The sequence below is a fragment of the Kosakonia radicincitans DSM 16656 genome, assembly GCF_000280495.2.
Taxonomy (GTDB): domain Bacteria; phylum Pseudomonadota; class Gammaproteobacteria; order Enterobacterales; family Enterobacteriaceae; genus Kosakonia; species Kosakonia radicincitans.
The window spans coordinates 1,961,489-1,982,023 of record NZ_CP018016.1 but is presented as its reverse complement, the minus strand read 5'-3'; the positions used below and the strand labels follow the sequence as shown (position 1 = coordinate 1,982,023).

18 protein-coding genes are annotated in these 20,535 nt (G+C 54.1%); 4 read left to right on the top strand and 14 right to left on the bottom strand.

The features are described 5' to 3' along the window. Nucleotides 1–123: 123 nt before the first annotated feature. Nucleotides 124–903: an alpha/beta fold hydrolase gene (locus tag Y71_RS09635; protein WP_007371359.1), complete on the bottom strand. Its 780-nt coding sequence runs from the start codon at nucleotides 901–903 to the stop codon at nucleotides 124–126. 109 nt (nucleotides 904–1,012) lie between these two features. Between Y71_RS09635 and Y71_RS09630 the strand changes: the two genes are divergently transcribed. Both Y71_RS09630 and Y71_RS09625 read left to right on the top strand, forming a co-directional pair. Further along, the gene (locus tag Y71_RS09630; RefSeq protein WP_007371358.1) at nucleotides 1,013–1,921 is read left to right on the top strand and encodes a LysR family transcriptional regulator; all 909 of its coding nucleotides are present in this window, start codon (nucleotides 1,013–1,015) and stop codon (nucleotides 1,919–1,921) included. Between the two features lie 86 nt (nucleotides 1,922–2,007). Then, nucleotides 2,008–3,126 (top strand): lysozyme inhibitor LprI family protein, encoded by a 1,119-nt coding sequence (locus Y71_RS09625; RefSeq protein ID WP_007371357.1) that lies wholly within the window; start codon nucleotides 2,008–2,010, stop codon nucleotides 3,124–3,126. A gap of 78 nt (nucleotides 3,127–3,204) precedes the next feature. Here Y71_RS09625 and Y71_RS09620 read toward each other — a convergent pair whose 3' ends face one another. From Y71_RS09620 to Y71_RS09585, 8 genes are all read right to left on the bottom strand, one after another. After that, nucleotides 3,205–3,813, bottom strand: coding sequence for an ANTAR domain-containing response regulator (locus tag Y71_RS09620; RefSeq protein WP_007371356.1), 609 nt, complete (start codon nucleotides 3,811–3,813; stop codon nucleotides 3,205–3,207). After that, nucleotides 3,810–4,967 carry a transporter substrate-binding domain-containing protein gene (locus tag Y71_RS09615; protein WP_007371355.1) on the bottom strand — a complete coding sequence of 386 codons (1,158 nt, stop codon included), beginning with the start codon at nucleotides 4,965–4,967 and terminating at the stop codon, nucleotides 3,810–3,812. The genes Y71_RS09620 and Y71_RS09615 overlap by 4 nt, the downstream gene beginning before the upstream one ends. Before the next feature lie 43 nt (nucleotides 4,968–5,010). Further along, the gene (locus tag Y71_RS09610; protein ID WP_007371354.1) at nucleotides 5,011–6,717 is read right to left on the bottom strand and encodes a nitrilase-related carbon-nitrogen hydrolase; all 1,707 of its coding nucleotides are present in this window, start codon (nucleotides 6,715–6,717) and stop codon (nucleotides 5,011–5,013) included. Beyond that, the gene (locus tag Y71_RS09605; protein WP_007371353.1) at nucleotides 6,717–8,210 is read right to left on the bottom strand and encodes a purine-cytosine permease family protein; all 1,494 of its coding nucleotides are present in this window, start codon (nucleotides 8,208–8,210) and stop codon (nucleotides 6,717–6,719) included. Before Y71_RS09605 ends, Y71_RS09610 begins: the two co-directional genes overlap by 1 nt. A 335-nt stretch (nucleotides 8,211–8,545) precedes the next feature. Beyond that, a complete protein-coding gene (locus tag Y71_RS09600; RefSeq protein WP_007371351.1) occupies nucleotides 8,546–8,944 on the bottom strand; it encodes a helix-turn-helix domain-containing protein in 399 nt (132 codons plus the stop codon). A gap of 40 nt (nucleotides 8,945–8,984) precedes the next feature. Further along, entirely contained in the window at nucleotides 8,985–9,848 is an 864-nt protein-coding gene (locus Y71_RS09595) for an efflux RND transporter periplasmic adaptor subunit (protein ID WP_007371350.1), read from the bottom strand. Beyond that, nucleotides 9,845–10,063 (bottom strand): DUF1656 domain-containing protein, encoded by a 219-nt coding sequence (locus Y71_RS09590; RefSeq protein WP_007371349.1) that lies wholly within the window; start codon nucleotides 10,061–10,063, stop codon nucleotides 9,845–9,847. Before Y71_RS09590 ends, Y71_RS09595 begins: the two co-directional genes overlap by 4 nt. After that, nucleotides 10,053–12,116: an FUSC family protein gene (locus Y71_RS09585; RefSeq protein WP_035942190.1), complete on the bottom strand. Its 2,064-nt coding sequence runs from the start codon at nucleotides 12,114–12,116 to the stop codon at nucleotides 10,053–10,055. Before Y71_RS09585 ends, Y71_RS09590 begins: the two co-directional genes overlap by 11 nt. A gap of 76 nt (nucleotides 12,117–12,192) precedes the next feature. Here Y71_RS09585 and Y71_RS09580 point away from each other — a divergent pair, with 76 nt between their 5' ends. Then, nucleotides 12,193–12,987 (top strand): AraC family transcriptional regulator, encoded by a 795-nt coding sequence (locus Y71_RS09580; protein ID WP_007371347.1) that lies wholly within the window; start codon nucleotides 12,193–12,195, stop codon nucleotides 12,985–12,987. 72 nt (nucleotides 12,988–13,059) lie between these two features. Here Y71_RS09580 and Y71_RS09575 read toward each other — a convergent pair whose 3' ends face one another. Continuing rightward, the gene (locus tag Y71_RS09575; protein ID WP_007371346.1) at nucleotides 13,060–13,362 is read right to left on the bottom strand and encodes a putative quinol monooxygenase; all 303 of its coding nucleotides are present in this window, start codon (nucleotides 13,360–13,362) and stop codon (nucleotides 13,060–13,062) included. 58 nt (nucleotides 13,363–13,420) lie between these two features. After that, entirely contained in the window at nucleotides 13,421–14,437 is a 1,017-nt protein-coding gene (locus Y71_RS09570; RefSeq protein WP_007371345.1) for an NADP-dependent oxidoreductase, read from the bottom strand. 90 nt (nucleotides 14,438–14,527) lie between these two features. Between Y71_RS09570 and Y71_RS09565 the strand changes: the two genes are divergently transcribed. Then, nucleotides 14,528–15,430, top strand: coding sequence for a LysR family transcriptional regulator (locus Y71_RS09565; RefSeq protein WP_035942189.1), 903 nt, complete (start codon nucleotides 14,528–14,530; stop codon nucleotides 15,428–15,430). 232 nt (nucleotides 15,431–15,662) lie between these two features. Here Y71_RS09565 and Y71_RS09560 read toward each other — a convergent pair whose 3' ends face one another. The 3 genes from Y71_RS09560 to Y71_RS09550 form a co-directional block, all read right to left on the bottom strand. Then, nucleotides 15,663–17,285, bottom strand: coding sequence for a carbohydrate porin (locus Y71_RS09560; RefSeq protein WP_007371342.1), 1,623 nt, complete (start codon nucleotides 17,283–17,285; stop codon nucleotides 15,663–15,665). Nucleotides 17,286–17,803: 518 nt separating this feature from the next. Further along, the gene (locus Y71_RS09555; protein ID WP_007371339.1) at nucleotides 17,804–18,829 is read right to left on the bottom strand and encodes an LLM class flavin-dependent oxidoreductase; all 1,026 of its coding nucleotides are present in this window, start codon (nucleotides 18,827–18,829) and stop codon (nucleotides 17,804–17,806) included. 151 nt (nucleotides 18,830–18,980) lie between these two features. Further along, nucleotides 18,981–20,426: an efflux transporter outer membrane subunit gene (locus Y71_RS09550; protein WP_007371338.1), complete on the bottom strand. Its 1,446-nt coding sequence runs from the start codon at nucleotides 20,424–20,426 to the stop codon at nucleotides 18,981–18,983. Nucleotides 20,427–20,535 lie beyond the last annotated feature (109 nt).

Genomic DNA, 20,535 nt, shown 5'->3' with positions numbered 1-20,535 from the left:
CCGGATTTGACGCGCCGCCAGAGTGCCGTCAAATATACGCAACTCTACGGCGCGTTTGCGGGCAAAGAGATAACCGAAAACGCCGCTCAGGGGAAAGATATCTCGCCTGCCTGCGTTAAGGCTTCAGAGTGCATGCGTTATAAAATGCGCGATCCTCTCTGTAAGCGCTTGCGGCGCTTCGAGCGGCAGCAGATGCCCGGCGTCAGGGATGATATGCAACGTCGCCTGCGGGATGCGCGGCAAAAGCTCGGCTTCCAGCACCGGGCGGCGTTCCACCTTATCCCGCTCGCCCAAAATAACCATCGCGGGCACCTTAATTGCAGCGACATCTGCCGTAATATCTTCCGCCATCATCACGTCCGGCCAGGCTTTTTTCGCCTGCGGGCTGCCTTTCAGGCTGTCTTCAATCACCTGCTCCCGCTGTGCGGCGCTCAGTTCTTTCGCTGTCAGTACATTATCAATCACGTATCCGACCGATTCACGGGACGAATAAGCGCTGGTTAAAAGCGTGCGTTCTTGCGGTGAAAGGCGCATCGGCGAAGGGGGAGACGGCGCGACCAGGATCATCCCTGCAAGACCAGTCGGTTGGTGCGAGGCGATAAGCTGCGCAACCTTTCCGCCCATCGAATGCCCCACCAGAATATAGCGTTGCAGGTTAAGCGCATCGATGACCGCCTGCGCATCCGCCGCCAGTGTCGCCAGCTCATAGCCGCTTTCCGGTTTTGCCGATTCGCCCCAGCCGCGATGGTCGATGGCCATCGTCCGGTAGCGATCCGACAGTGCCCCGGCAACCGCATCCCAGGTTCGCGACGAACCGCCGTAATAGTGCAAAAAGACCAGCGCCAGCTCCCCGTTCCCTTGCTGCGTGACCTGAATGTGTGTGCCATTAACGTCAAGTTTCATTGCATAGCTCCTCTGTTTAACGAGTCAGCAGCGTAAACTCCATCACAGTATTTGATAATTCCCTGTAAAGTAGCGAGAGTCGATAATCTGAGTATTGAATGGTAAAGAAATGGATCGGTTAACCAGCCTTGCTGTTTTTGTTGCTGCCGTTGAAGAAGGCAGTTTTGCTGCCGCTGCGAGACGTTTTGGCGTGTCTCCGGCTATGGCGGGCAAACACGTCAGCGCGCTCGAAACCGAAGTGAATGCCCGGCTTCTGCAACGTTCAACACGGCGATTAAGTTTGACCGATGCCGGTCAAATCTATTACGAGCGCGGCAAACAGATCCTCGAAGCGTTTGAGGAGGCAAACCGCGAAGCGGGCGATACCCAGGCCACCGCACGTGGCACCTTGCGCGTTACCGTCCCGGTCACTTTCGGTGAGCTTCATGTCGCAAGCGTAGTGGCTCGCTATCTGGAAGATCACCCTGAGGTGAATGTGGAGGTGCTGCTGGAAGATCGTTATGTCGATCTGCTGGATGCGCGGGTGGATGTTGCCATCCGCATTGGCAGACTGAAATCGACACAGCTTGTCACGCGGCAACTGGCGCCCTGTCGCATGGTTATCTGCGCTTCACCTGGCTGGCTTTTGCGACACGGCACTCCGCAAACGCCGGAGGATTTGCGTAATGCTTCACGGCTGGCTTTTAGTAAAGCCGTCTCAGAAGGAAACTGGACGCTGTTTGATAAGCAAAAACACGCGCACGTGATTGATGGGCCATGCAGGCTGACGGCAAATAATCTGCAGTTACTGGTGGCGTCTGCGCTGGCCGGAACGGGGATTGTCTATGGGCCAACCTTTATGTTTGGCGATTATATCCGCCGCAAGGCCTTGATCCCGTTGCTGCCGGATTACACTGCCAGTGATTTAGTTATTCAGGCGGTTTATCCGAGCGCGCTGCGCATTCCAGTGAAAGTCCGCCATTTTGTCGATTACCTGGCGCAGGCTTTTGGCGACAATCCCCCCTGGGATCGCGCCTGATCCCCCTATTAACAGCAGGTATATTTCCCCTAAAGCTTTTGTCTTTCAGCCCGATAGAGATATTCAAACTTAACAAGGGCGAGATTATGAAGAAAACCATTCTGGCGGGCCTACTGTGCTGCATTTCGCAAATGGGCCACAGTGCTTCGTTTAATTGTGAGAAAGCCGCAGGTTTTGTCGAACTTACCATTTGCTCCACGCCCGCGCTCTCCGGGATGGACAGCCAGCTTAACGCGCTCTATAACCAGCTACTTCAGCAACAGCCGGAAAATAAAGCCCTGCTGCGCAAATCACAGTTGTCATGGCTGAAAGATATTCGCAATAAGGCGACGACCATTGAGTCTCTGCAAACTGCGTATCAGTCGCGCATTCAGGATCTGCAAACGCTGCTGGGTAACAAAACTGAACCCGTTCAGGCGAAACCCGATCCTGCGCCAGTTACCCCGCAGCCCGCACCGGTTGCCGCCAAATCAGAACTTGAATTGAAAGCTGAAGCGGGCGATATCGCTGCACAGGCCGAGTGGGGAATCGCGCTCAGCAAAGGCACTGCGCAGCAAAAAAGCGAAGCCATTCACTGGCTGGAATCCGCAGCGGCGCAAAAAAATCCGGCGGCCATGCAGCGGTTGGGTTTTCTCTATACCTACGGGAAAAGCGTTGCCCGGGATGTTGATAAAGGCGTGGCGTTAACCCGCGCAGCAGCCGAAGCCAATGATGCGAATGCGCAAATTGATTTGGGTTACAACTATGCCAACGGGATTGGCGTCGAAAAGGATTATCAGCAAGCGCTGGCGTGGTATGAAAAGGCAAAAGCCAATGGCAGCCCTTTAGCGGAGAGAAATATCGCGGCGATAAAATCCAATATGGAAGAAGAGGCCAAATACCGCAATGGCTATACCGCAATCGTGACGTGCGGCCCGGTTACCTCGCCGGGATACGTTGATAACTGCTTTAACGACAGCGACCTGAAAATCACCAAAGACAATATCACCACGCTTTATAACATGAGCAGCGGAAACTACCCCAGCGCTGCCGGCGAGGCATTTTCTGACGGATTACATATCAAACTGCCGGAAAACTTTAGCGTATTTGCGCAAAACAGCATGGATAACGATGTGTTAATGGTGAAGATTGTCAAAAATGACAGCGGTAAAGTGGTGTTTCAGGATCAAGCGTCAAAATACGGCGTGATTAACGTCAGAAATTAAGCGGAATAGTGAAAACCCGACACTCCGGCCTCTTCTTGAGGCCGTTTTTTTGCACAGCATCCTGCAAAACAGAGCACACTATTCCGCCAGCAGTGATTTCAACCGGTTGAGCCAGGACTCCGTGTCATTCAGCAACTCACAGCTGAGGTTTTCAATGGTCATGTGTTGCGCCATCGAGGCGCGGCGCAGCAAGCTGTAAGCATCGTCTTCCTCCAGCCGTAGCGCGTGCATAACCCGCAGTTGCGCGGAAAACAAAAACTTACGCGCTCGCAGCCGCTCCTCCTGCCGCCTGAGTTGCGCTTCGAGCTGGTTGATGTGCGCGGCATGATTAAGCGCCAGCGTAAAGGCGGTCATCACACCATCAAAACGTACCGGTTTACGCATATAGCTGTCGATCTTCTGCTCGGCAATCCACTGTAAACGCGATGGCGTTTCAATGGCGGTAAGCGCAATCTTTGGCAGCGCGGGCCAGGGGAGCAGGTTCGTGGGATGAAACAGGGTCGAGTTATCGCCGTCGAACACCAGCAACTGTTGCTCAGCCAGTTGGCTCTCATCAGGAAACGCCGCACAGAACAGGCCCTCTATCCCTATGCGGCTAAACTGTTGCGCCAGATGGTGGTTATCACGATCGGAACAGCCGATCACACACACTTTTAATCCGCGCATCTGCACGTTTTTTCGGCTCATGCGCTGCCTCCGCGATGCGTGAGGCTCGCGAGATCCACCCAGGCCAGCCAGGGATCGGGTTTCACCGCGGCATCAGCCTGCCAGAAACTCTCCAGCCTGCCGTTGTGACAGCGCGCCAGATGCGGGGTCAACCAGCAGTGATTATTGTCGGCGTCGAGGCGAATTCGCCCGGCTGGCGAATCCATTTCATCCTGCAATACCGCATTGCGCACGCCTTCAACGTCGGCATTGCCGTGGCGCGCAATGGCTCTTGCCAGTAAATGTCCGGCCAGCCAGGCACTTTCACTGTCCACTGACGGCGAAACATGCTCACCAAAGCGCTGGCGGTAGCTGCTCAGAAAACGCCGGTTGGCGGCGCTGTCAATCGACTGAAACCAGCTTGCAGAGACCAGATACCCCTCTAATGCCTCTGCGCCTATTAACTGCACTTCCGGCTCACACAGCGTCAGGCTCAGCTTCAGCACCTCGTTTAACCACGGGTGCTGCTGACAGGCCTGGTGCCAGGCGCGGTAAAAACTGTAGGCGCTTTTGCCGACCATGGTATTCAGGAGCACTTTCGGGCGGCAGGCGATAATATCAGCGATTAACGCATCCACATTTTCGTCGCCCAGCGGCAGTAATTTACTCTGCACCACGCAGCCGCCCGCAGGGATCACGGCCTCACGGGTGATGCGATCCATCTCCCAGGACCAGACATAGTTAGAGCCGATGTGATAGATCTCCGCCGCCTGCTGCTGTAACAGCCAGCTCAGCATCGGCAAGATATGCTGATTGGGCGTGGCGCCAAGATAAATCACGCTGTTGCTGCTCTCAAACCCTTCATAGCGCGCGGAGTGCCACAGCAGCGCATTTGCACCTTCGATCAACGGCAGAATGGTTTTACGCGCCGCGGACGTGTAGCAGCCGATCACATGACGCACGCCGTGGCGATAGAGCAAGTCGTGGCAATAGTCGTAGTAGAGATCCAGCGAACCCTGCGGATCGCGGATTATGGGAGCAAGGGTAAATTCATGGGCGGGATTGGCATTTATCTCCTCAATCGCCAGCAGAATGCCGTTGAGCATCTCGCGCCCGATAACCGCATAATCGCCTGAAACAGAATAGAGAATACCGACCGGAATAACGCGTTTAGGCAGCGGCTGGGTGGCAGACATAATGGCTCCTGAATCAACGCGGCCCGCAGGCCGCGTCTGTGGTTCATCGCGGTGGTTGAGCAACCAGCGCAGTGTAGTAATGCGGCTGACGCATCAGCACCAGGTCTTTACGTCTTACCACATGATCGGGGTAGGTGGTACCGGCTGAACCCGTGGAAATATCCAGCACCGCCAGCCCTTTCGCTCCTGTGGCTTTCGCTTCTTTACGCGGAAAGGCAAACGTATCCGGGCCGAATACTCCGCTCAGGCCAATGCTTTCTCCTTCAGCGGCTGGCCAGTTGGCAAAAGCCAGCCAGACATTATTCTCACCCGCGCGAACGCGCGGCAGCAGCCAGTGGTAAGGATCGGCACCGCGCGGAATCGGCCAGACATGGGGGATCGCCGTGCCCACGTGCGCCATTGGCGCAGGTGTATGAAGCTGCGCCGGGCACGCAATGATGTCGCAGCCTTCCAGCGCCAGAATCCGTGCGGCTTCCGGCACCAGCAGATCTTCGCCCAGCAAAATACCAACCCGCCCGCAGGGCAAATCGCAGGTCACCCACTGATTACCTGCGCAGGCCCATTGCCGATCCTGTTCGCTTACATGAATCTGCCGATAATGCGCACTCAACCCGCCACTGCTCACCAGCACCGCGCTGTTATAGCACTGCTCCCCTTCCCGCTCGGCGAACCCCGCAAGCAGCGCGATATCCAGTTCCATCGCCAGCGCGATCAGCGCCTGTACTGGCGCATCATCCAGCGTCAGCGCGTAGCGGCTACCGTCACCGCCAGTCAGCGCGCGTTCCGGCAATACCAGCAGTTCTGCGCCGCCCGATTTCGCCTGTTCGGCCCAGTGGCGAATCTGCGACAGATTGGCATCAACATCGTTTTGCGGACGAAACTGCGCCACCGCAATACGTGAATCTTTGCCGTCGGGCAGTGGATTACGCCCATATAAGCCAAAAAAGTCCTTTGGATTCCACTGGAAAGTGTTGGTCATCAAACGCTGATACAGCTCAGGCCGACGCTTATTCAGTTGTGGATTCTCCTCAGACAGGGGTAATTCAGCGCTGAGTACCCGATCGCCGCTGTCACAACTGGCCAGCAGATTCCCGTGGCTATCCACAATGCAGCTGCCGCCGCTGAACTGCACGCCCCGCTCCCAGCCCCAGCGGTTACTTTCGATCAGCGCGCAGCCGTTCTCCCAACCGCGCGTAAGCCAGTAAGGCGCAGGTGTGCGTTCAGCCAGCCAGTTGCTGATGTGGCAGATAATTTGCGCGCCGCCCAGCGCAACCAGCCGGGCGGTTTCAATAAAGTGAATATCCATACAGATCAACAGCGCGATATTGCCGATCTCCGTGTGAAAGACCTGATGTCCGCCATCGCCGTTAGCCGCCCATTTCGGCTCCGAGATATAAGGGTGCGTTTTACGGTGGACGCCAATCACCCCCTGCGGCCCGACCAGAACGGCGCTGTTATAGTAAAGGTCGGTCACCGGATCCCGCTCCGGCATGCCAAAGACCAAAAAGCAGTTAAACTCGCGCGCAACGGCAGCAAATGCCTGGCTGGTGGCTCCGTCCGCCGTTTCTACATAAGGGGCGACTTCCGCGCGATCCAGCCAACAATAGCCGGTGGTCGCCATTTCCGGCATAACGATTAAGCGCGCGCCATCACGCGCGGCCTGAGTTGCTAATGCCAGCAGACGCGTGACGTTCTCCTCTTTTCTGAACTGCGTTGGTTCAAACTGGATGGTTGCAACGTTGATGCGCATTATTCTGCCTCCTTGCTCAGTAACGGATTAAATACCGGTTTCGGCCCCTGATAAGCATCAGAAGGTTTCCAGTTGGTTTGCATGTCCTCAGGGAAGGTTTTGAAGTAATAGCTGCCGCGAGTGGCAACGCTGATAGCAACGTGCAGCACCGGGCCAACCAGCATGGCGATAAACGAGGCATACACCATCGGATACAGGCCCAGCACGCCAGCCGCGCCTATGGCAACCGCAACGCACAGCGCAATCACGCCGGACGGGTTCCACATACGCAGATACTCTTTGCGGAACTCCACAAAATCGGATGGCGCAAGGTGCAGCACTTTGCGGCAGATAAAGTAATCCGCAAGGATAATAAACACCCAGGTGTTGGTGAGAATGCCAGTAATGGAGAGGAAAGTGCCGGTATATTGCAAGATATTGCAGATGTAGAACACTACGCCAAGCAACCAGACCAGCAACATCCACCACTGACGTCCCGGACGATAGTTAAACGCCATATCCATAGTATTCGACAGTGCAATCGAACCCGAGTAGAGATTGAGCACGTTAATGCGGATCTGGGTAATCACCGCAAATAACACGCCGGTCAGACCAATAATCAGCGGGAAGACAAAGCCCGGATCGAGCGCCAGCGACCAGACATCTTCGCCCTGAATATGCGGCATCAGGGTGTAGGCCATAAACGCGCCAAACAGCATGACCACCACAATCGGGATCAGCATCCCCAGCATGATGGTGGCAGTGCCTTTATGGCTGATACCCGGACGGGCAAAACGACCGTAATCAGTAGCCATCAATCCCTGAAAGACAATTTGCCCGTTGGCCATATTCATCACCAGCCACAGCGCGTTACTGTCGATCTCCCCTTTTGGCTGCCAGCCGCTGAAGCTGACCGCCGGATAGTGGTGGGTTAATTGCCAGATACAAAAGCCAAACAGCACAATGAAAATGGGAACGCCCCAGGTTTGCAGAAACTGCATGGATGACATGCCTTTCCAGACAAACCAGATGGCGGCCAGCCCCATCAGCGCAAAGATGGCGATGCCGGTAAACGAGTTGACCGGCACGCCCGCATAGTTGGCGATAGCGTGAGACACGATGGTGCCTTCGAACAGGAAATAGAAGATGAAATTCACGGCGTAAATCAGCGATGTGAAGGCCGACCCCATATAGCCGAATCCCAGCCCGCGCGTCATCAGATTGAGTGAAAGTCCCTCTTTACTCGCCATCTTCATAATGCAGGAGCCAATTAAGGTGGCGAACACCACCATATAACCAATCGGCAGCAGCAACATGGGCCAGCCGACCTGATAGCTCATGTCCGCGCCAAGGCTGAACCAGAACATGGCGGTAGAGTTGCCGAGCAGTACCAGAATAATGGCCGGAATAGGCCAGCGATAGTGCGACGGCACGCGGCCGACTGCGTAATCCTCAACGGCTTCTGCTTCAGTGATATCTTGTGGACCCTGAAACCATGCTTTTAACTTGCTCATAGATTTACTCCAAAAAAAAGCCCCGCCGACAGCATTGCCGGCAGGGCTTCTTCGCCTGAAATCGATGTACTGGAGTGGCTAATCGCCACAAGCCGCTTGCCAGGCTACGGTGCCTGTTCCTGCCATGCAGGATGCGGTATCGTTAAGAAAGCAATTGATGTGCCAGCTTTTAAAAACCGCAGAAGGTGCAGGTAAACCGGCAGAATAGCGAGGCGAACACGCATTGTGTCAGTGCAGCGCGCACCATTCTGGTACAAAGGCGCGTCATTCCGGCAAGGCGTCCCGCTTTTTAAATAGATGTCCCCTAATCGCCAGCCGGAACGGCAACAGACGACTCACCTCGACGATGACGCGGGTGATGATTTCCGTGGTTTTACGTCGGTATGAAAATCATCGAAATGCTGACGAAAAAATGTCTTTCGGTATTTATGCGGCGGCAGTTGATATTTTTTGTGAAATGCCCGGGTTAATGATTGCTGAGAATCAAAGCCGTATTTCATGGCCAGACTGATTAATGATTCATTGGATGTAATCAGTTGTTCGGCAATTAAACTTAGCTTTCGATCGCGGATAAACTGGCCCAGATTCTGGCCCGTTTCCGCAAAAAACAGTCGCTGTAAGTGCCATTTTGAATAGCCGGACTTGGCTGCGACATCATCAATTTTCATTGGCGACTGAATATTGCGATTGATCCACGCAATTAAGTTGATGATAAGTTCTTTTCTGTGATTCATAGCGTTAAACCCAACGTGTGCACAATAGTGACCAGAAACGTTATGGCGTAATCAACACGCTCGCGGACAAACCAGCCACCAGATCAATTCCCGCCGGTAAGGTGTCGATATGAATGCGCACCGGAATACGCTGCGCGAGCCGCACCCAGCTAAATGTCGGTTCCACCTCCGGCAGACCAAGCCCGCCCGTCTCGTCATTACTGTCACCGATCCCGTGCCCGATACTTTCAACATGGCCGGTAATGGCAGGCTCAAACCCCATCAACGCTATCTGCGCACTGTTTCCCACACGAATATGGCGCAGTTTGGTCTCCTCGAAATAACCCACAACCCAGAAACTGTTCGCATCGACGATGGCCACTTTTGTTTCGCCAGCGGCAGCGTAGTCGCCAGCGCGAAGCCGCAGATGCGTAACATAGCCCGCAACCGGCGAGCGCACGGTGGCATGGGATAAATTAAGCTGAGCCAGTTCCAGCGCGGCCAGCGCGCCATGGTAGTTCGCCACCGCGACGCTCGCCGCACTGTCGGTTTGCTGCAAATCCTCGCTGGCGATCACGCCCTTGAGGCGGGAACGCCTTGTCGCCGCATCCTGGCGCATTAACATCTCATGGCGTTTAGCCTCGACGTCAGCCTGCGCGCTGGCCACCGCCAGCTTTAACCAGCGCGGATCGATCGTATAGAGCACATCGCCACGATTAACCCACTGATTATCTTTGACTTGCACACTGCTCACCGGCCCGGAAACCTCCGGCGCAATCTGCACCACATCCGCACGCACCCGGCCATCGCGGGTCCAGGGTATCTGCGCATAATGTTTCCACATCATAAAAGCCAGAAGTGTTGCCACCGCCACTGCGCTTAATGTCAGCGCATAGCGTCCAAACAGAGAGAGAAACGATTTCATGCGAATAACCACCCCAGCGCATTCAGCCCCTGGATAAGCAGGGAAAAGGTAACGATATAGATTGAGAAACCCATCAGCGGGCGATAAGGCAAACGCCGGTAAAGCCTGCTGAAAGAGAAAAGCGGCACACACAGCAAAGTAAAGACCAGGGCCAGAATCGCGACGATCAACAGGCCGGGGAAAAAGACACCGCCAATATTCATGTCATTGATCATCGGCCTGCTCCCTGTTCTGCTCCTGCAATGCGCAGTACAAATCAACCAGCCTGCCAACGAATTGCTGAGATTGTTGCTGCCCGGCAGGCAAACAGCGGCCAATCATTGCGGCAATACGCTGGCGCAAAATAGCGGCATCTGTCGCGTTGCCAGGCAGGTAAAACAGCTCATTGAGCGCTTTACCCGTATCGCCTCCCGCTGGCGAATAACCACGCCGCAAATGCATCACGCCGAGGCCAATCCGCAGATAGTGCAGCATCTGGTTAAGCGTCTGCGCGGGCGATTGCCTGCTACGCTGCAAGCGCGGAAGTAACAAGGCAGTCCTGTCGATCATTAAATTGGTCCAGTGTGTCTCGTCGGATTTAAACGCCCCTTTCACGCTGCGTCGTATATCGCGACGGCAACGCTTCAGCAGACGGTTTATCGCCGCATCTGCCTGCACGGTTTGCAGCAAGCTCATACCGATCACGGCAAAACCGGTCGCGGCAAATAAGGCGATGGCGGTGTTAACAGCCACGGCGAAGTCGCCGCTGTAGCGGGGACCCAACTCGCACAAAACAGGCAGTGTGAGGGTGATCCCCATGGCCATAAACGTGGTGGGCGGCCGTGCCTGGAGCGATCCGGCCAGCAGATAGGCTGGTGCAAACACCGCGACCAGCACACTGAATTCAGTGACGTGTGGAAGAAGGGCAAAGCTGTAGATCAGGCTTATCAATACGCCCCAGAAGGAGCCAATAATGTATTTCACAATATGCGGAGCCGGCGCGTCGAAACTGCCAAACAACGTGCAGCAGACGCCAAGGATAGACACTGCCGTGCCGCCATCAGGCCAGGCCGAGAAAATCCATACCAGGCAGCCGCTCATGATTATCACAAACGCCCCCAGCGCAGTGCGTGCAGCGGCAAGATGATCGCGATGAAAAACATAACCTTTCACCGGCTGGTCTTGCGCCAGCCCTGGCGCGGGTTTCGCGTGATGGATGGCCCCGGCAAGACGCTCGCATTGCTGTATGAGGAGGATCGCTTCTGTCAGATGACGGGCAAAGCTCGCTTGCACGGCATCCTGCAATGTCAGAGCGAGCTGATCCTGCTGCGCCGTTAACTGCTCGCTGCGTATTCTTAGCGCTTCTGCCGTAATTTTTCGTTCCCGCTCATCCTGACAGGCAAGCCAGTGCTGAACATCGCCCAGCAGTTTGTGCAGATCCTCCGGCATCGCCTCAATCATCTGCAGGCGATCGCGTAATTCGCAGATCACGATTAACAATCGGGCCAGCTTGTCATGCAGGGCATTTCTGGCGTGCCGGATCGGTACGGAGAGGGCAAAGTCATAGGGAATGTGGTGGCTGACGCCCTGAAGATACTGCAACGCCAGCGCCAAATGCAGGCTATTTGCAGCCTTATCGGATTTGCCTGCTAACGCGTCGGCAAGGGTCTGTCGCGCCGAGCGCAGCGTTTCCGATAATTTGCTGTTGAACAGCCCGGATATCCGTTTTGGCAGAAGATAGCGGTGAAGAAGCGCCGCGCAGAGGATGCCAATCATGATCTCCTGCACCCGAACGATGGCGGTGTCAAAAATCGCGCCGGGTTGCATTACCGCAGGAAAACCAATCAGGCTCGCGGTGTAACCGGCTAAAACAAAAGCGTAAGCGCGGGGTGTGCGTTCAAGCAGCGATAAGTAAAGGCAGAAGGTGATCCAGCCGGTAAGCACCACGCTGCACACGATCGGCATATTCACAAACGTGGGCACAATCAACACGGTCGCTGCGGCACCGATGACTGTTCCGGCCAGGCGATAAAGCGATCGGCTGAGTGAAGCGCCAACCGAGGTCTGCGAAACAATATAAACGGTAATGATTGCCCAGGAAGGCCTTTCAAGACCGATCGATAAGGCGATGTAATAAGCGAGCATGGCTGCTGCAAAGCTCTTGATGGCATACAGCAACGCATTGGCGTCATTTTGCAGCGTCAATGAAGCCATTACGACACCTGCACGGTGGAACACGTTGGAGATAGCCCGCCAAAAGCGGCAGTGACAGAAGTTTATTTTGTTCATGCCGGGATTATTACCGACTTGCACACTCGCTTAAATACTCTATTCTGTCAAAAAATCCCTAAATGTTGCCAATGCTATGAAGACCAGTGATGCCACGCAAGTGTTTGATCCTGACGCCACACCGTGCCCGGCCGTTGCGCGTCATCTCGAGTTCGTTGATTACGCCGCCGAAGTGCCCGTGCATACGCACCGCAAGGGGCAACTGATTATTGCGCTGTATGGTGCTGTTATCTGTCGCGCGGAAAATGATATCTGGATCGTGCCGCCGCACTGCGCTGTCTGGATCCCGGGCGGGGTCCCGCACAGTGCCAAAGCGACCTGGAACGCACATCTTAATTATTTGTTCATTGAACCCGGAGCCGTAGCACTCCCGGAGAAGTGTTGCACGCTGGCGATTTCGCAGTTGATTAAAGAATTAGTTGACCGTTTAACCCACGAGGGCGTTGATTACCCGGCAGATAGCCACGTTGCCAGGCTCACCCGGGTGACGCTCGACGAATTAGCCACCATGCCGCAGCAGAAACTGAGCCTGCCTGTCTCTTCGAATCCCAAAATACGTACCATGGCCGATACGCTGGTAAGCCAGCCGGAAGATCGCAGCACATTTAAAGAGTGGGCGAAACGGCTGGCGATAAGCGAACGTTCGCTGGCGCGCTTGATGCTGCGCGAGACGGGGCTGACCTTTGGGCGATGGCGCCAGCAACTCCATTTGATTATTGCGCTACAGGAGTTAGCCAGCGGCGTATCCGTGCAAAACGTGGCGGCTAAATTGGGGTACGAGTCCGTGAATGCGTTCATCACTATGTTCAGGAAAACGATGGGCAGCACGCCTGCCCACTATTTTGCCGAACGGAAACTAAGCTCACGCTAATGCAGATTTCGTGCGCGAAGCTGCCGGTAAAAACGGTGGCTGACGCGCCGATCATAATAAACGCAACCGGTATTACACATCCAACAGCCCCCTTTCATTAAAGGCGTCATATTTCAAAACCGCACCCGTCATTCGCCCTTCCCATTTGGTGATAAATGCCCGGGTGTGGGTTGCCGCAAGATGCGCCGTGAGCGCCTCCTGGTCTTGCCAGCGTTCAGATATCAGCACGCTGCCGGTCACAGGGTCATCTACTGCAGCATCATACGAGAGGTTGCCTTCACCTTTTCGCACGCGTTGAGCCAGTAATTTTATATCGGCCATAAAGTGCTGTAAGCACGCGGGCTCAATATGGATATGGCCGGAGACGATGAGCATAACGCTTTCCTTTTTCTGTCTTCCCCCGATCGCCATGCAGAACAAATCGGGGAAGTGATTAAGCGTTTGTCAGCACAATTTTGCCCTGAATACTTCCCTTCGCAGCACGCTGATGAGCAGCCGATGCCATGGCTAACGGCCAGGTACTATCAATGACCACCCGGATCACGCCTTCTTCCAGCAGACGGCCTGCTTCTGATAATTGCGCGCCACTGGAGCGGACTTGTGTTGATGACACCGTAATATCTTTTTTGGCGGCCTCACTCCATGCGGAAAAACCCAGAGGGTTTACCAGAAATAACGCACCGCCTGGCTTTATACAGCGCAGAAAGCGCTCCATATTTGCACCGCCAACCGCATCAAGCACCAGATCAACATTGCTTACTACGCTCTCTGGTGCTGTTTTGGTGTAATCGATAAACTCATCCGCCCCCAGATCGCGTAACAGCGCCTCATTGCGGGAAGAGGCCACAGCAATAACACGCGCTCCTTTCCAGTGGGCAATCTGCACCGCAAGGTGTCCCACGCCTCCCCCTGCACCATTGACCAGCACGGTCCGGTCTTTTAATGGAACGGCTTTATGAGGAAAAGCCTGGAAAGGATTCGGTGCGTCATGCCCCGTTTCGACAAGAAACTGCCAGGCCGTGAGGAGTGACATCGGCGCTCCCGCCGCCTGAATATGGTCAATTCCCCGTGGTTTTAATGCCAGTTCGGATGAAGGAACGCTGACATATTGCGCATAGCCGCCACTGCCTTCCATTAACTTTTGCGGAAAGCGCACCATTGAATAGACCTCATCACCCGTGCTGAACCCGGTCACATTTTTACCGACCGCAGCAACGACGCCTGATACGTCAGTCCCCAAAATGAGCGGAAATTCGGGCTCCGGCCACCATTCAGGCGGAAGCGCGCGATAACCGTCACGCAGATACCAGTCTGGCGGGTTAAGGCTGGCCGCCTGCACATGCACAAGAACCTCATCGCTGCCCACTAGCGGCCTGGGGGTCTCTTCATACAGCAGGTTTTCCGGCCCGCCAAACGCATGGAGTTGTACTGCTTTCATCATTTCAGTCATCACAATCTCGCTCTAAAAGTGCTCAGGTGTCAGAGCATATGACGAATATCAGGGATTGATAATGAGGCTGAATTTCGCTTTACTTATGCCATGAAGGAACAAATGGCTTTTGAAAGACTCACCGGTCTTATTGCATTCGCTCGTGCTGGCGCGCTGGGCAGCTATACTGCGGCTGCCAGGTCGCTTTCTGTTTCGCCTTCCGCCATCAGTAAGAGTATTCAGCGGCTGGAGAAACACCTTGGCATCACGCTGTTCACCCGAACGACGCGTTCGCTGGTTTTGACTGCCGAAGGCCGCGAACTGCACGAACGGGCGTTGCGGTTGTTACGGGATGCGGAGGAGATCGAACAGATAGCCAAACGCACGCGCGCAGAACCCGCTGGTACATTGCGCATCGCGGCGTCGTTACCCATTGGTATTCATTTAATTGCCCCTGTTCTTCCACAATTTTGCGCGCTTTACCCCAAAGTGAAGATTGACCTGCGCTTAAGCGACCACATGGTAAACCTTGTTGATGAGCATATTGATATTGCCATTCGAATGGGTGAGCTTGCGGATTCCAGCCTCCTGTCGCGTCACCTCCCGACCTATCAGATGGGTTGTTATGCCTCGCCTGAATATTTAGCCCGTTGCGCTCCTCCGGAACATCCCAATGGCTTAATCGGGCATCAAACGATTAATCTGCGTTACCAGAATACGGGGCAACTTTTTCGCTGGCCGTTCCGTATCGGAGAGCGGGAAATTGAGATGGTGCCTTCGTCAGCGGTCATTGTTGATGCGAGCGAAGCCGTCATTGCCGCAATTGCCGCCGGGGCTGGAATAGGCATGGCCGCGAACTTTATGGTGGCTTCCCTGGTGAGGGATAAAAAGTTAGTGCCCGTACTGGCAGATTTTGCGGTAGAGCGAGGCAATATTTCGGCTGTCTGGCATGAAAGCCGTCGTTCTAATCCTGCGGTACGCGCCTTTCTCGATCATATGCTTAAACATGTTTAAATGACCGCAAGCCGGTTATTGCTGATTATAGCTGGCGCATCTTCAGGGCCATGCTTTAAGCCAGCAAACAGACCAGGCGGAATAGTCTGGCTCCCGTTCGCTCCGGGAAATACCGAAACGTATTTCTGCACGCCGTAAAAGATGAGCTGGAATGCCATACCCGCCGAGCCCATATATCGCGCGGCCGATAATAAAAGAGCCTGCTGTACGCAGGCTCTGAATTTTTAAGTTATTACCACCACACTTCCGCCTGGACGCCGACGGTGAACTGATCGCTTTTCGCATCGGCAAATTCAAACTGGCTGATGCCATTATCGTTCACCTTCAGATACGTCCCATAGAAACGAATTTCCGGGCGTGAGGTCAACAGGCTGGTATCCACTTTCAGCGCATGATAGAGCGTAGTTTTATAACCGGATTCATGATACTCATTGCCGCCGGTTTTATTTTTCTGATCGAACCAGGCAAGTTCCACGCCAGTTTGATTAAAGTTATCCCAGATATACGCCGGGCGAACCACCGCACGAACGGAATTAAAATCAGTATGCGCACCGGTGTTGTAGTCGTAAATATCATTACCGTGCGCATAGACCAGCGCATGCGCCATAATCACATCCGGACGTAAATAATTCTCGCCCTGAGAAATCATGCGGAAGGCTTTGCCGTAACTATGCTCGCCATAATACTGATCGTTATAACCGTACGTTGGGTTAGAATCCGAAATTAACGCAAAGCCGCTGGCGATGGAATTATCCGCTCCCTGGAGCGTTAATTCGTTAAACCCGCCGTCGTTAAACTTATGCCGCAGAATTAAACCGCCATGCCAGGCATCTTTGACGCTGTAATAGCTGCCGTTATCTTCATTTTTATGGTTGCTGTCGGTTTCATTCGGCATCGCATAACGCGCAAATACTTCCAGCGTGGCTTTCTCCCACAGCGGAATATCTTTATAGCGCACCTCTGCGCTGTTGGCGTTAACCTGCTGCGTATTGCCCGAGGTCGCATAATCGACCGCGTGGGCATTAACATCTTCGCGTGTGACGGCCACATTCAGCTTGCCGGGGCCAAGCTGCCAGTTCTCGATGCCGAGACCAGAACCGGCGTTCGTGCGATGGCTTTTCCAGTCCAGCATCTGAATTTCATACACCGGCAGGTTATGTTTACCGACCCAAAAATCCGCTTCCGGCGCAAACGGCAGGAACCCTTTGGTCGTCAGATAGATATCCGAGAATTGCAGGAGATTTTCCGAGGTACTGTCAAACCAGCCCGCGCTATATTGCTGGCCAACGTTGCCATCCAGCATGACCACGGCTTTCGCCACCTTGCCGCTGGCATCGTAGACTTTCTGCGACAATTGCAGGTCAAACCAGGCGCTGTTTTCCTGGCCGAACCGCCCCAGGGAACCAATGGCGTAAGACTTCGGCGCGCCGCGCGTTCCGGTCGACCAGCCGGAGCGGAAGTAGCCGGTATAACTGAAGCCGAGATCGTTTTTCACATATTTACTGATGTCCGCCAGCGTCACCTCTTGTGCCGGTGTCGCGCCGGTAACCGCTGCAGAATGCACTGGCGTAGCGTCACCAGGCGCAGATGTTGCCGCATGCGTTTTATCGGCGGGTTTATTACTGGCGACAGCGTTCGTTCCACGGGCAGGATCCGGCTGCCTGTCGAACCGGGTTTTATATTGCCGCAGCTCTTGCTTCGTGGCCTGTAATTCCTGTTGGTTTTCCGCCAGTGCTTTTTCCAGTAATTCCAGACGCTGTTCAACAGAGAGTTTTGCAGCGTCGGCGCTGGCGGAAACCAGCGCAGAGGATATTAATAGAGCAATCCATTTCAGTTGATGCTTTTTATTTATCATCTTTTTGTTCCTGTTATCCCTGGTAATAAATGGGTTGATTAACATGAGCTGGGTAGATATTCAGGCAATACAACTCCGCCTGATGAACTGAATCGACATCAGGTAATTAATTATCTGTACCAGTAAAATGAACGACTGGTTATTTGCCGCAAATAGTGTATGGCTGGAATCATTCATTGCGGAAACAAGAGCCGCCCATGAAATATCCCGCAACGACTATCAGGGTATTTCATGCTTCACCTGAACTGACAGGCCATTGGTATTTTTACGTGTTCATCCCTCCTGAGGAAAATCCGATATCATTTCAAAACTCCAAAAAAAAACCTGAATCATTTTTCCAGGCAGTCAATGCTCAGAAAAACGATTCAGGTTTTGCCCGTATTGGTCAGAGAATAATACGGTAGCAATCCAGTTTGTCCTGCGACAGGATACTGGCTTTTAATTCACTGACAAGCGACGAATCACTCCGTCGCGTTATTTTGTGAACTCACGCAATATTTCACGCCTGTTTTTTCATATTAATCGCGCCAGCCCATAGCCGGGGCCACATGTTTAAGAATTGATTCGATAACATGCGCGTTGTAATCAACGCCCAACTGATTCGGCACGGTCAACAATAGGGTATCGGCTTCGGCAATCGCCTCGTCCTGTTTCAGCATTTCAACCAGTTTTTCCGGCTCTGCCGCGTAGCTACGGCCAAAGATCGCGCGGGTTTTCTCATCAAGGAAACCCACCTGGTCCTGATCGTTGCGGCTGCTGCCGAAATAAGCGCGGTCGCGATCGTCCATCAACGCAAAAATGCTGCGGCTAACGGAAACGCGCGGCGTACGCTGGTGCCCCGCTTCCGCCCAGGCCGCACGATACGCGCGGATCTGCTGCGCCTGCTGAATGTGGAACGGCTCGCCGGTTTCATCATTTTTCAGCGTCGAGCTTTGCAAATTCATCCCCAGTTTTGCAGCCCAGGCAGCGGTTGCATTTGAACCTGCCCCCCACCAGATACGCTCGCGCAAGCCTGCAGAATAGGGTTCCAGACGTAAAAGCCCCGGCGGATTCGGAAACATCGGCTGCGGATTTGGCGTAGCGAACTCTTCTCCCTTCAGGATCTCCAGCAGCGTTTCGGTGCGATGACGCGCCATGTCGGCCTCGCTTTCGCCTTCGGCAGGTTGATAACCGAAATAGCGCCAGCCATCAATCACCTGCTCCGGTGAACCCCGGCTGATCCCCAGTTGCAGGCGACCGCCGGAAATGAGATCCGCCGCGCCTGCGTCTTCGGCCATATAGAGCGGGTTTTCATAGCGCATATCAATGACACCGGTGCCGATCTCGATATTGCGGGTTTTGGCACCGATGGCTGCCAGCAGCGGGAAAGGAGAACTGAGCTGACGGGCGAAATGGTGGACACGGAAATAGGCGCCGTCCGCACCCAGCTCTTCAGCGGCAACCGCCAGATCAATGGATTGCAACAGCGCATCAGCGGCTGAGCGAGTGGCGGATTGTGCTGAAGGCGTCCAGTGACCAAAGGTCAAAAATCCGATCTTTTTCATGGCTTCGGGGGTCCTTTTAGGAAAAACGCGGCAGGCGGAATATATTTAGGTCGCATACCGATATATACCCCGCTTATCCTGCCTTTGACTCCCCTACTCTACGCACTATCCGATACAAATAAATATCATTTATTTAACATTAAGCATCAAATTAATTGATGGCCTTTGCGGGCTGGGTAATTAACCCACCGCCAAGCTGTTCAATCAGTAAAATATTCTGGTCCATCATGTCGGCTTGCAACTGTGCAACGCTGCGATCTGACGCCAGCAGTTGATCCTGTAATGAGAGGACGTCCAGCCACGGACGCAATCCGGCTTTAAATTGGGCGGAAACGTCATCCCACGCACTGTGCGCGAGTTTATCGGCATCTTCCGTTTGTACAATCTGCTGCTCCAACGATTTCAGATTCACAATAGAAGTGCTGATATCGCCCAGTGATGAAATCAGCAGGCTGTTATAGTGAGCGACCGCCAGATCCCACTCTGCGTTGCTGCCCGCCAAATCCGCCCGCCGTTTCCCGCCGTCGAAAATCGGCAGCGAAAGCGTCGGCCCGACATTGAAAAACCGACTCGGCGCGCCGACAAACGCATCGCCGAGAAGATTGCGCGTCCCGGCTTCGGCAACGAGGTTGATATTGGGGTAGAACTCGGTTTTCGTGGCTTTTATCTGTTTTTCCGCCGCTTCAACGCGCCAGCGCGCGGCAACCACATCCGGCCTGCGCCCGACTAACTCAGCCGGAATCGTCGACGGCAGCGTCGTTTGCATTGCCGGATTGCTCTCTGACGGTTTCAGATGGTGCCAATAATCCGGTCCCTTACCGACCAGCGTGGATAACTTAATTCCCGCTGCGGTGACATTTTCCTGCGCCTGTAATAATGCGGTCTGCGCATCTTTATCGTTAGCCATTGCCTGTTTATATTGATATTCCGGTGAAATACCACCGTGATAAAACTGACGCTGGATATCGCTTATTTTTGCCAGACGTTCGGCATTAGCGGCCGCTATTTTTTCTAATTTCCAGTCGACATTTAAATTATTCCATGCGCGGGCAATATTGGCCGATAAACTGAGCGCGGCAGCTTGTTTATCCAGCTCCGCCGCTTTGGCATTGCCTAACGCCGCCTGCCAGGCCGCTTTCTTACCGCCCCATAAATCCAGCGTGTAGCTGGTGCTGAGCGAGGCGGTGCGCAGCGTGCTGTAAGTTTTACCCACCAGCAAAGGATCATCAACGCGCGCGACGCGGGAACGGGTAATGCTGGTATCCATATTAATATCAGGTAGTTGCTCTGCTCTGGCGCTGACTACCGTGGCATTGGCCTGATCCGCACGGGCGTTCGCTTCCTGCAAGCTGGGGCTGGACGCGAGTCCGTCGCGGATCAGCACATCAAGTTGCGGATCGTTAAAACGCTGCCACCAGTTGCCTTTGGGCCAGTTTGCCGGGCTTAACGTGACCTGCGACAGGGTATTTTTCGCCGCCAGCGAATCCGGGTTTAACATTTTGTTGTGAGTGTGAAGCCCCTCAGATGTGGCGCAACTGGTTAATACCAGAGAAGCCAGTAAGGTCATGGCTTGTTTATTTACTGCCGGAATTCTCATTACTTTATTGCCTTGGGCCGGAACACGAATACAGGACAGGAAGGAGTATCCTACCGTCCGGCCGCAGCGTTTTATATTGACATTCCGTGCGTTGAAATAAAACGAAATA